Source organism: Pseudonocardia kongjuensis, assembly GCF_039526905.1.
Taxonomy (GTDB): domain Bacteria; phylum Actinomycetota; class Actinomycetes; order Mycobacteriales; family Pseudonocardiaceae; genus Pseudonocardia; species Pseudonocardia kongjuensis.
The window spans coordinates 195250-207152 of record NZ_BAAAJK010000005.1; the positions used below are offsets into that span (position 1 = coordinate 195250).

The 11903-nt window shown below is 74.6% G+C and carries 8 protein-coding genes; 5 read left to right on the forward strand and 3 right to left on the reverse strand.

The genetic code is table 11. The annotated features are described in order from the left end of the window. Positions 1-82: 82 nt before the first annotated feature. Positions 83-1108, reverse strand: coding sequence for a LacI family DNA-binding transcriptional regulator (locus ABD160_RS07255; RefSeq protein ID WP_344019694.1), 1026 nt, complete (start codon positions 1106-1108; stop codon positions 83-85). Between the two features lie 149 nt (positions 1109-1257). Here ABD160_RS07255 and ABD160_RS07260 point away from each other — a divergent pair, with 149 nt between their 5' ends. The 5 genes from ABD160_RS07260 (at position 1258) to ABD160_RS07280 (ending at position 8908) form a co-directional block, all read left to right on the forward strand. Further along, complete coding sequence (locus ABD160_RS07260; protein WP_344019696.1) at positions 1258-2574, forward strand: extracellular solute-binding protein; 1317 nt, start codon at positions 1258-1260, stop codon at positions 2572-2574. Next, complete coding sequence (locus ABD160_RS07265) at positions 2571-3467, forward strand: carbohydrate ABC transporter permease (protein WP_344019698.1); 897 nt, start codon at positions 2571-2573, stop codon at positions 3465-3467. Before ABD160_RS07260 ends, ABD160_RS07265 begins: the two co-directional genes overlap by 4 nt. Then, the gene (locus ABD160_RS07270; protein WP_344019700.1) at positions 3464-4375 is read left to right on the forward strand and encodes a carbohydrate ABC transporter permease; all 912 of its coding nucleotides are present in this window, start codon (positions 3464-3466) and stop codon (positions 4373-4375) included. The genes ABD160_RS07265 and ABD160_RS07270 overlap by 4 nt, the downstream gene beginning before the upstream one ends. A gap of 31 nt (positions 4376-4406) precedes the next feature. After that, the gene (locus ABD160_RS07275) at positions 4407-6698 is read left to right on the forward strand and encodes a beta-xylosidase/alpha-l-arabinosidase (protein WP_344019702.1); all 2292 of its coding nucleotides are present in this window, start codon (positions 4407-4409) and stop codon (positions 6696-6698) included. 332 nt (positions 6699-7030) lie between these two features. Next, entirely contained in the window at positions 7031-8908 is a 1878-nt protein-coding gene (locus tag ABD160_RS07280) for a prolyl oligopeptidase family serine peptidase (RefSeq protein WP_344019704.1), read from the forward strand. Here the strand turns inward: ABD160_RS07280 and ABD160_RS07285 are convergent. Both ABD160_RS07285 and ABD160_RS07290 read right to left on the reverse strand, forming a co-directional pair. Continuing rightward, entirely contained in the window at positions 8895-10412 is a 1518-nt protein-coding gene (locus ABD160_RS07285; protein WP_344019706.1) for a serine/threonine-protein kinase, read from the reverse strand. The genes ABD160_RS07280 and ABD160_RS07285 overlap by 14 nt on opposite strands. A gap of 138 nt (positions 10413-10550) precedes the next feature. Further along, a complete protein-coding gene (locus ABD160_RS07290; RefSeq protein WP_344019708.1) occupies positions 10551-11822 on the reverse strand; it encodes a transglycosylase family protein in 1272 nt (423 codons plus the stop codon). Positions 11823-11903: the final 81 nt, after the last annotated feature.

An 11903-nucleotide genomic window follows, 5' to 3' on the forward strand; every position in this document is an offset into this window, starting at 1 on the left:
GTCGAGCCGGTCGGGCGGGCCGGCCCGGCCGTGCGACTCGGTCCGGCCGGACAGGTCGAGCCGGCCGGACGGGTCGCGCAGCTCAGGCGGGCCGGGCCGGTGGCGCCGCCGTGCTCGTCCGCACCACCAGGTCGGTGGCGAGCTCCAGGCGCGGGGCGGTCCCGTCCGGGTCGGTCCGCGGCTCCTGCACGGCCAGCCGGACCGCCTCGGCGGCCATCCGGGCCAGCGGCTGGCGGACCGTGGTCAGGGTCGGGCGCAGGTACTCGCAGAGCGCGATGTCGTCGAACCCGGCGACGCTCAGGTCCTCCGGGATCCGCAGGCCGCGCTGCGCCGCCTCCTGGTAGACGCCGACCGCCTGCATGTCCGATCCGGCGAAGATCGCGGTCGGCGGGTCGGCCAGATCGAGCAGGTCGACCGCGCCGCGGCGCCCGCCGCCGACCAGGAAGTCGCCGTAGCGGATCAGGTCCTCGTCGACGGCGATGTCGGCCCGGCGCAGCGCCGCCCGGTAGCCGTCCACCCGCTGCTGGCTGCTGGAGAGCCGGGTCGGGCCGGAGACGATCCCGATCCGCCGGTGCCCGAGCGAGAGCAGGTGCTCGACGGCGCTGAGCCCGCCAGCCCAGTTGGTCGCGCCGACCGTCGCGAACGACGGGTCGTCCCCGCCGACCGGGTCCAGCAGCACCACCGGCACGTCCAGCGCCACCAGGGTGGCCGCGGTGTCCGGGTCCTGGTCGCCGACGACCACGACGACGCCGTCGGTGCCCCGCCCGGCCAGCCGGTCCAGCCAGGCCCGCGAGCCCGGCTCGTCGTTCTCGGAGGTGTTGAGCACGATCTGGCGGTCGGTGCGCCGGGCCTCGGTCTCGGCCCCGCGCAGCACCTCCATCGCCCAGAACGAGTCCAGCCGGTCCAGCACCACGTCGACCAGCCCGGTCCGGCGCCGGGGCGCCGAGGCGCCGCGCCTGCGGTAGCCGCTCTCGGCCACCACCTGCTGCACCCGTTCCCGGGTCGCGACGGCGACGTCGGCCCGCCCGTTGAGGACCTTGGAGACGGTCGGCACCGAGACGCCTGCCTGCTCGGCGATCTCGGCGATCGTCACACGGCTGCGATTCACAGCGCGACGGTATCGAAACTTTCAGTGGAAGTCCCGGGTGAAACGCGGCACTTCCCCTCCTTGACGGCGGGTTCTGTGGGGCCTAACTTGCGTCCAGCGCCTTCGCAAGTCTCGGAAACTTTCGATCGGCCCCGCTCGAAGGAGAGCTCATGTCGACCTCGTCACGCGTACGCAGGACACTCGTCGCTGCCGCACTCGCCACCGGACTCGCGGTCACCGCGGCCTGTGGCACCGCAGGCCCGCAGGACGCCGGAGGAGGTGAGGAGCTCCGCCTCTGGACACTGCAGAACGAGGGCATCAACACCGTCCAGCAGGCGGCCGTGGACAGCTTCAACGCCGCCGGTGGCCCGCAGATCGAGCTGACCACCTACCTGAACGACCCCTACAAGTCCGCGCTGCAGACCGCGATCGGGACGCCGAACGGCCCCGACATCTTCTACAACTGGGGCGGCGGGAACCTGAAGGGCTACGTCGACGCGGGCCAGGTCGCCGACCTCACCCCGGCGCTCGACGCGAACCCGGAGGTCAAGGAGTCGTTCATCCCGCAGGTCCTGGAGACCGGCACGATCGACGGCCAGGTCACCGGCATCCCGATGCAGGGCGTCCAGCCGCTGTCGTTCTTCTACAACAAGGACGCGTTCGCCGAGGCCGGCATCGCCGAGTTCCCGACCACCTGGACCGGCTTCCTGGAGGCCGTCGACCAGCTCAAGGCCGCCGGCATCCAGCCGATCGCGCTCGCCGGCGCGCAGACCTGGACCTCGATGATGTACCCGGAGTACTTCCTCGACCGGATCGGCGGCCCGGAGAAGTTCCAGGCCATCGCCGACGGCGAGCCCGGCGCCTGGCGCGATCCGGCCGTCATCGAGTCCATGCGGATGGTGCAGGACCTGGTCGACCGGGAGGCGTTCGGCACCAACTTCACCGCCGTCGACTACGACAACCAGGCGTCCCAGGCGCTGCTCACCAGCGGCCGGGCCGGCATGGAGCTGATGGGCTCCTGGCAGGTCACCAGCCTGAACGACAACTTCCCGGACTTCCTGGAGCAGGACAAGCTGGGCTGGGCGCCGTTCCCGGAGATCGAGGGCGGCGCGGGCGACCCGCGCAACGTGATCGGCAACCCGTCGAACTACTACTCGGTCAGCGCCGGCTCGGCGAACGTCGAGGCCGCCACCGAGTTCCTGATGAACGAGATGACCAGCCCCGAGTACGTCCAGGGCATGCTGGAGAAGGGCCAGGTCCCCGGCCTCACCGGGATCGAGGACCAGGTGGCCGCCACCGGGCCGTTCGCCGACTTCAACACCTACACCTACGAGCAGACCAAGGCGGCGCCGACCTTCGTGCAGTCCTGGGACCAGGCACTGCCCGCCGCCGAGGCGCAGACCATGCTGACCAACCTGTCGAAGGTGTTCACCAAGGAGTTCACCCCGGAGCAGTTCGCCGACGCGATGGACACGGCGAGCCGGTGAGCAGTTCCACCGCGGTACGGGCGGGGCGGCCCGGATTCGTCTGGGTCGCCCCCGCTCTGACCTTCTTCGGGCTGTTCGCGCTGCTGCCCATGGTCGTGGTGGTGTACCTCAGCTTCACCGCCTACGACGGCCTGAACCCACCGCAGTGGGTCGGCCTGCAGAACTGGACCCGGATCGGGACCGATCCGCTGTTCGTCGAGACGCTGCGGCTGTCGTTCGTGCTGACGGCCGCGTCCTGGGTGCTGCAGACCGCGGTGGCGCTGCCGCTGGGCGTCTGGCTGGCCCGGCGCGGCCGCTCCCGCGCGCTGCTCGCCGCGATCTTCTTCATCCCGCTGCTGATGTCCAGCGCCGCCATCGCCGTGCTGTGGAGCACCCTGCTCGACCCGAACTTCGGGCTCGCCTCGGTGCTCGGCCCGCTCGTCGGGATCGACGACGGCAACATCATCGGCGACAGCCGGTACGCCTTCGCCGCGGTGATCCTGGTGATCGGCTGGCAGTACATGCCGTTCCACACGCTGCTCTACCAGGCCGCCGCCCGGGCGATCCCGGTGCAGCTCTACGAGGCGGCCCGGATCGACGGTGCCGGCCGCTGGCGCACCTTCCGCTCGATCACCGTCCCGCAGCTGCGGGACACGATCATCACCTCCGGGGTGCTGATCGTCGTCGGGTCGATGACCACCTTCGAGGTGGTCCTGATCCTCACCGGCGGCGGGCCCGGCACGTCCACCCGGATCCTGCCGCTGCACATGTACCTCGAGGGGTTCCGGAGCTTCGACATGGGCTACGCGAGCGCGCTGGCGGTGGTGCTCCTGGTGCTCGGGACGGCGCTGTCGCTGTTCATCGCGCGGGTCACCGGCTACCGCACGATGGCGAGCCAGCGGGAGGGGATGTGACCACCGTGTCCACCGCCACCACCCCGACCGCGCCCGCCGGGCCGGGCCGCACCACCGGCACGCCCGATCCGCCGCCCCGCCGCGGACGGCTGCGCCGCGGGTTCAACTGGCTGGGCGGGCTCGGCGCGGGCGTCTGGTTCGTGCTGGTCGCCGTGCCGCTGTACTTCCTGTTCGTCACCAGCCTGCGGTCGTCGTCGGAGTACCTGTCCGACGGTCCGCTCGCGGTGCCGTCCGGCCTGACGTTCGAGAACTACGTCGACGTCCTGACCTCGAACTTCCCGCTGTACTTCCTGAACAACGTGATCGTGGCGACGGCCTGCGTCGCGATCGTGCTCGTGCTGGCGCTGCCCGCGGCGTACGCGATCGTGCGCAGCCGCAACCGGTCGGTCGCCCGGGCGTTCTCGGTGATGCTGCTCGGGCTGGCCGTGCCGGCGCAGGCGGTGATCGTCCCGCTCTACCTGATGGTCACCCAGCTGCGGCTCTACGACACCCTGCTGGCGATCATCCTGCCGACCGCGGCGTTCGCGCTGCCGCTGGCGGTGGTGGTGCTGACCTCCAGCCTGCGCGACATACCGAACGAGCTGTTCGAGGCCGCCGTCCTGGACGGCGCCGGACCGGCCCGCACCCTGGTCTCGCTGGTGCTGCCGCTGGCCCGGCCCGGGCTCGCCACGATCGGCATCTTCACCGCCCTGCAGGCGTGGAACGGCTTCCTGTTCCCGCTCGTCCTGACCCAGGACGTGTCGGTCCGGGTGCTCACCCTGGGCCTGTGGGACTACCAGGGCCAGTACGGCACCAACGTCCCGCTGATCACCGCGGCGGTGCTGCTGTCGCTGCTCCCGCTGCTGGTCGTCTACCTGCTCGGCCGCCGCCAGCTGCTGGCCGGGCTGACCGCGGGCGCCGGCCGCTGATCCGGCCCGCCCCGAACCACGAGAGGACTCCATGAGCACCGAGGTGACCGCCCTGATCGCGCGGATGACGCTCGAGGAGAAGCTGGCCCAGCTCGTCGGGCTGTGGGAGGGGAGGGACCACTCCCCCGGTGAGAGCGAGGAGGACACGGCCGTCGCCCCGATGCAGGACAGCATGCAGGGCGAGCACGCCGCGTTCGGCGAGTACGCCCGGCACGGGCTCGGCCAGCTCACCCGGGTGTTCGGCACGGCCCCGGTGAAGTCCGCCGACGGGCTGGCGCACCTGGCGGAACGGCAGCGGTGGCTGGCGTCGTCGACCCGGCTCGGCATCCCGGCGCTGGTGCACGAGGAGTGCCTGACCGGGCTGGCGGCGTGGGGCGCGACGACGTTCCCGGCGCCGCCGTCGTGGGGTGCGTCGTTCGATCCGGAGCTGGTCCGCGAGACGGCCGCCGCGATCGGCGCGACGATGGCCCGGCTGGGCGTCCACCAGGGGCTCGCGCCGGTGCTCGACGTGGTCCGCGACGTCCGCTGGGGCCGGGTGGAGGAGTGCATCGGCGAGGACCCGTACCTGGTCGGCACGGTGGGCGGCGCCTACGTGCGGGGGCTGCAGTCGGCGGGCGTCGTCGCCACGCTCAAGCACTTCGCCGGGTACTCGAACTCCCGGGCCGGCCGCAACCTGGCCCCGGTGCACGCCGGGCCGCGGGAGCTGGCCGAGGTGCTGCTGCCGCCGTTCGAGACGGCGCTGCTCGACGCGGGCGCCGGATCGGTGATGAACTCCTACGCCGAGATCGACGGCCTGCCGGTCGCCGCCGACGAGCGGCTGCTGACCGGCGTGCTGCGCGAGCGGTGGGGGTTCACCGGGACGGTGGTCGCCGACTACTTCTCGGTGGCGTTCCTGCACACCCTGCACGGCGTCGCGGACGGCCTCGGGTCGGCCGCCGGGCAGGCGCTCACCGCCGGCATCGACGTCGAGCTGCCCACCGGCACCGGCTACCTGGAGCCGCTCGCCGAGCGCGTCCGGTCCGGCGAGGTGCCGGAGGAGGTCGTGGACCGCGCGGTGCGCCGGGTGCTGGAGCAGAAGCAGCGGCTCGGCCTGCTCGAGCCCGGGTTCGCCGACACCCTGCCCACCGGCGAGGTCGATCTCGACCCGCCCGCGCACCGGGCGCTGGCCGCCCGGCTCGCCGAGGAGTCGGTGATCCTGCTCGGCAACGACGGCGTGCTCCCGCTCGCCCCGGACACCGCCCGGATCGCGGTGCTCGGCCCGAACGCCGACGACCCGGCCGCGCTGATGGGCTGCTACAGCTTCGCCAACCACGTGCTGCCGCACCATCCGGGCGTCGAGCTGGGCATCGAGGTGCCGACCGTGCTGGACGCGCTGCGCGCCGAGCTGCCGGGTGCGCGGATCACCCACGCCCGCGGCTGCGACGTCGACACCGACGACGTCTCCGGGTTCGCCGGCGCGGTGGCGGCGGCGCGGGACGCCGACGTCGCCGTCGTCGTGGTCGGCGACCGGGCCGGACTGTTCGGCCGCGGCACCTCCGGCGAGGGCTGCGACACCGACACCCTGGAGCTGCCCGGCGTGCAGCGCCGGTTCGTCGAGGAGGTGCTCGGCACCGGCACCCCGGTGGTGCTGGTGCTGCTCGTCGGACGGCCCTACGTGCTGGACCGCGAGCTGGACCGCTGCGCCGCGGTGGTGCAGGCGTTCTTCCCCGGCCAGGAGGGCGCCGGCGCACTCGCCGGGGTGCTGTCCGGCCGGGTCAACCCGTCCGGCCGGCTGCCGGTGAGCCTGCCCCGCTCGGCCGGCGCCCAGCCCTACAGCTACCTGCATCCGCGGCTCGGCGCGGCCAGTTCGGTGACCGCGGTGGACACCGCCCCGGTCCGGCCGTTCGGCTTCGGCCTGAGCTACACCACGTTCACCCACTCCGACCTGCGGGTCCCCGACGACGGCGTGCCCACCGGCGGCGCCTTCACCGTCAGCTGCCGGGTCCGCAACGACGGGGACCGGGCCGGCGCCGACGTCGTGCAGCTCTACGGCACCGACGTGGTCGCCTCGGTCACCCGCCCGGTCGTCGTGCTGCTCGGCTACGCCCGGGTCGAGCTGGCGCCCGGCGCGAGCGCCGAGGTGCGCTTCGACGTCCCCACCCACCGGATCGGGCTGTACGACCGGGACCTGCGGCACGTCGTCGAACCGGGCACCGTCGAGCTGTTCGTCGGCACCTCCTGCGCCGATCCGGTGCTGCGGTCCGCGGTGGAGCTCACCGGGCCGGTGCACGAGATCGGGCCGGCCGATCGGCGGCTCGTCGAGGTCGAGGTGCTCCCCCGGTAGCCCGGCGACGTTCACACCCCGGAAACGTCCGGGGTCTTGCGGCCGTCGCAGGACGGACGTGAGGTTGACCGATGTACCCCCTCCGACACCGACACCGACACCGACGCCGTCGGCGCAGCTGCGCCGGCGGCGTCCGTGCTGTGCGTCCCGGCGTCCGTGCCGGGAACGGCCGGGAGGTACTTTCCGTTGCCGGCCGTCCGGGCCCGGTGGCTTCCCGGACCGGACCCGGAGCGCGATGATCTCTGCGTGATCTCCCGCGGGGGCCCGGTCGCGCCCGGCGGGCCGCCGCGGGAAGGACGTACCGGATCAGGGGCAGAACGGAGGTCGGATCGGTGGAGGTCGCACGGACGGCACCCGCGGTGCCTGCCGCCCCGGCTGTGCCCACCGCCTCCGCGGCGGTCGGCCACCACTCGCCGGTCGTCTCCCCGGACGGCACCCGGCTGGCCTGGATCTCCGACCGGACCGGGCGGCCGCGGCTGCACGTCGCGGCGATGCCGGCGCACGGCCCGATCGACCCGGACGCCGCGACCGTGCTCGACGCCACCGGCGTCGGCGGCCCGCATCCGGACGTCACGTCGTTCGCCTGGTCGCCGGACGGCGGCCGGATCGCCGTCCAGATCGCACCGTCCGGTGGTGACCGCACCCGGGTCGCGCTGCTCGACCCGGACGGCGGCCCGCCGACCGAGATCGCCCCGGCCGCGACCGCCGTGGTGCTCGGCGCCTGGGAGCCGACCGGCCGGCGGCTCGGCGTCACCGTGCTCACCGACGCGGGCGATCCGGACTCCGACCGCTACGGCGACGGCACCGCCTGCCTGGTCGACGTGCGCGACGGCTCGTCGGTGGTGCTCGGGACCGGGCAGGCGGCCGTCGTGCAGGCCGTCTCCGCCGACGGCAGGCGGGTGGTGCTGCGCACCGGCCGGCGCGGCGAGCGCGGCCTGGAGCTGGTGGACCTGCGCACCGGTTGCCGGACCCAGATCGTCGGCGGCCCCGGCGGGGCGCTGAACGCGACCGCCCGGTTCGGCGCCGCGCCCGGCACGCTGTGGGTGCACACCGACGCCGACCGGGAGCACTCGGCGCTGCTCGCCGTCGCGCTCGGCCACGCGGGCGACGAGCTGATCGCCCCGGCCCGGCCGGTCGCCGTCCGGCCCGGCGCCGATCTGGACGTGGTCGCGCTCGACCCGGGCGGCGCGCGGGCGGCGCTGGTGTGGAACACCGGCGGCCGCAGCGAGATCGAGATCGCCGACCTGCGCGGCGGCCGGCCGCAGCGGGTGCTGGTGCCCTGCGACGTCGTGACGAACGTGAGCTTCGCCCGCGACGACACCTCGCTGCTCGTCGCCGGGCACGCGCCGGGGATCCCGCCGCACGTCGTCCGGGTCCCGGTCCGGGGCGGTGCGGCCACCCCGCTGCTCGGCGGCACGCCGGTCGCGCCGGTCACGCCGCAGCCCGAACGGGTCGTGTTCCCCGCCGAGGACGGGCTGCGGCTGGGCGGCTGGCTGCACCGGCCGTCGTCGCCGAACGGGGCGGGCCTGCTGTGGCTGCACGGCGGCCCGGAGTCCGAGGAACGGCCCGGCTGGGCGCCGCTGCTGCACGAGCTGGTCGCCGCCGGGGTCACCGTGCTGACCCCGAACGTGCGCGGCTCGTCCGGGCGGGGCCGGACGTTCGCCCGGCTCGACGACGGCGCGCTGCGGCCGTCGTCGATCACCGACGTGCGGGCGGCGACCCGGCTGCTCGCCGGGATACCGGACGTCGACCCGGCCCGCATCGTCGTCGCCGGGCGGTCCTACGGCGGGTTCCTGACGCTCGCCGCGCTGGTCCGCTTCCCCGAGCTGTACGCGGGCGGGGTCGACGTCTGCGGGATCGCCGACCTGGCCGAGTTCTACGCCCGCACCGAGCCGTGGATCGCCGGGCCGGCCCGCACCGAGTACGGCGACCCGCGCACCGACGGCGCGCTGCTCGACGAGCTGTCCCCGCTGTACCGGGCGGACCGGATCCGCGCGCCGCTGCTCGTGGTGCACGGCGACAACGACACGAACGTGCCGGTCGGGCAGGCGCTCGCGATCCACGCCGCGCTGTCCGCCCGCGGCGCGCCGGTGGAGCTGCTGCGGATGGCCGACGAGGGGCACGACGTGTTCGACCGGGACACCCGGGCCGCGGCGAACGGCCGGATCGTCCGGTGGGTGACGCAGGTGACCGGGGTCAGGCCTGGCTGAACGACTGCAGGACCTGGTTGCCCTGCTCGTCGGTGCCCACCACGAAGCGGTAGTTCTCCCGGGACTCGGTGCCGTTGGTGCGCAGGAACACCACGGTCGCGGTGACCGTGTTCGGCCCGGCGTTGCGCAGGTTCTCCGCGTAGACGGTGCGCATGCCGCTGTAGAACTCCCGGTAGCTCTCGATCCCCTGCGACTGGGACTGCGCCTCCGGGCTGAGCCGGGCGAACGCGCCGTCGATGTCGTCGGGCAGCATCCGGTAGTACTCCTGCACGAAGGTCACCGGATCGGTCGCCTGGCCGGGGGTCGGCGTCGGCGAGGCGCTGGTGGTGGGCGGCGGCGACGAGGTCGGCGGTGCGCTGGTCGGCGGCGGCGCCTGCGACGTCGGCGCGGCGGCCGGCGGCGGCTGCTCCTGCTGCTGGGTGCTGAGCACCCCGAACGCCACCCCGCCGCCGACGACGAGCAGCGCCGCCACCACGCCGAGGACGATCGGCAGCCGCTTGCGCCGGGCGCCTCCCGCGGCGGCTCCGCGGCGGGCGCCGCTGCCGGGGATCACCTGCGGCGCCGGGACGGCGGGGGCGTCGACCACGGTGCCGCCGGCCTGCTCGGCCGCGACGTCGTCGCCGGAGTCCATCATCGCGGCCGCGCTCGCGGGCGTGGCCAGCCCGGCGATCGACTGCCCGGCCGCGATCCGGGCCAGCGCGTCCCGGGCCTGCGGTGCGCTGGGCCGCTCCGCCGGGTCGTTGGACAGCAGCCGCATCAGCAGCGCGGTCAGCGGCCCGGCCTGGGTGGGCGGCGAGATCGCGCCGGTCGCGACCTTGTGCAGCAGCGCGTAGGCGTTGTCGTCCAGCCCGAACGGCGGCTCCCCCTCGACCGAGGCGTAGAGCGTGGCGCCGAGCGCGAACACGTCCGACGCGGCGGTCGGCTCCTGGCCGCGGGCGACCTCCGGCGCGAGGAACGCCGGGGTGCCGGCGATCACCCCGGTGCGGGTCAGCTGCACGTCGTCGACGGCCCGGGAGACGCCGAAGTCGGTGATCTTCGCCCGGCCGTCCTCGGCGATCAGGACGTTGCCCGGCTTGATGTCGCGGTGCACGACGCCCGCGGTGTGCGCGGCGGCCAGCCCGTCGGCGACCTGGCGGCCGATCGCGGCGGCCTCGCGCGGGCTCATCGGGCCCTTCTCGGCGAGCACCGCGGCCAGCGAGCGGGACGGCAGGTACTCCATGACCAGCCACGGCCGGTCGTCGTGCACCACGACGTCGAACATGCTGATCACGTGCGCGTGCTGCAGCCGGGCACCGATCCGGCCCTCGCGCAGGATCCGCTGGCGGGACTCCTCGAGCTGGTCGGCCGAGGGCAGCGCGGCGGCGAGGAGCTCCTTGACCGCCACCGTCCGGTTCAGGAGCTCGTCGGTCCCACGCCACACGGCACCCATCGCACCGGCACCGATCCGCTCGTCGAGCCGGTAGCGGTTCCCGATCCGGTGGGCCTCGGGGGTGGGCGAGCTCATGGGGTCCAAGGGTAGGGAATCGGACCGGGACGGCGACCACCAGGGCACCCGCCCCGGGCATCCGGTCGGAGGACCCTCGACCCTACGCGTTGACCGGTCGCGGTTCCATGGATCGAGGGCGACACCACCGTGCCCCGGTCAGCGTGGAAGTCCGAGCTTCCGGGCGCAGGCCGGCCACGATCCGTAACCGCCGCGGGCGTCCCGGACCTTCGTCGCGATCTCGATCTGCTGCTCCCGGGTGGCGCCGTCGGCGGTCGGGGCGTGGGCGGCGCCGCCGAACTCGGTCCAGGTCGGCCGGTCGAACTGGAGGCCGCCGTAGTAGCCGTTGCCGGTCGAGATCGACCAGTCGCCGGAGGACTCGCACTGGGCGAGCCGGTCCCAGGTCGGGTCGGAGGCTTCCTGCTCCTGTGGCTGCTGCTGCTCCTGCGGCTCCTGTGGCTTCTGTGGTTCCTGTGGCTCCGGGCTGCCGGGGCGCTCCTGGTCGGCGCTGCCACTCCCGGGGGCCGGCCGGTCGGGCTGCTCGTCACGCTGTTCCCCGGGCGCGGGCTGCTCGTCGCGCTGCTCCCCGGGCGCGGGCTGCTCGTCACGCTGCTCCCCGGGCGCGGGCTGCTCGTCACGCTGCTCCCCGGGCGCGGGTCCCCCGGTGCGGAACTCCCGGGCGTCCGGGTCGCTGCCGGAGGCGGGGGCGTCCCCGGCGCGGTGCGCGTGCCCCTCGGCGTTCCGGCCCTGCGCAGACCCGGGGCCCGCGCTCCCGTCCGCCGGGCCGTCCCCGGTGCTCCGGTCCGCCTCGCCTGCTCCGGCCTCCGCGTCGCGGCGGGTGCCGTCGTGATCGGACCGGCTCCCCGGCGGCGCGTCCGCCGCCGCTGCTCCGTCGCCGCCCCCGCCGGACCCCGGACCGGCCCCCCGCGCCGTCCCGGCGCGGACGGCCTGCCCGACGAACTCGGCGATCGCGTCCACGTCGGGCACCGGGTAGCCCGCGGCGGCGTCGTCGACGACCAGCACCCAGGCGACGCCGCCGCCCTCCGGAACCGGGAACCGGGCCACCCCCGCGCTCTCCAGGGTGTCGAGCTCCATCGTCCGGCCGGTGTCCGGCTCGACCCACCATGCGCGGGCGGCGTCACCCTCGAGCAGGTCCAGGTCGAGCACGACGTCGCTCCCCGCCGGGGTGTGCCCGAGCACGTAGGAGCCGTCCTCCGCGGTCGCGATGTCGACACGGTGATCGACCGACGCCGCCCGGACGGTGAACGCCCCGTCCCGGTACGGGCTCAGCGCCGCCCGGATCCGCTCGTCCGCCGGGACGGGATCGAGCACCGCCCCCACCGCGACCTGCGCGCCGGCCAGCGCGCCCACCACCAGCAACACGGTCCCGAGCACCGACGCCGGCCGGTGCTGCTCCCACCAGGTGTCCACGGCCGGGCACCCTGCCGATCCGCGCCCCCGGCCACGGCCGATCCGGGCATACGGTTCGCGATCGCACCCGCATGATCGTCG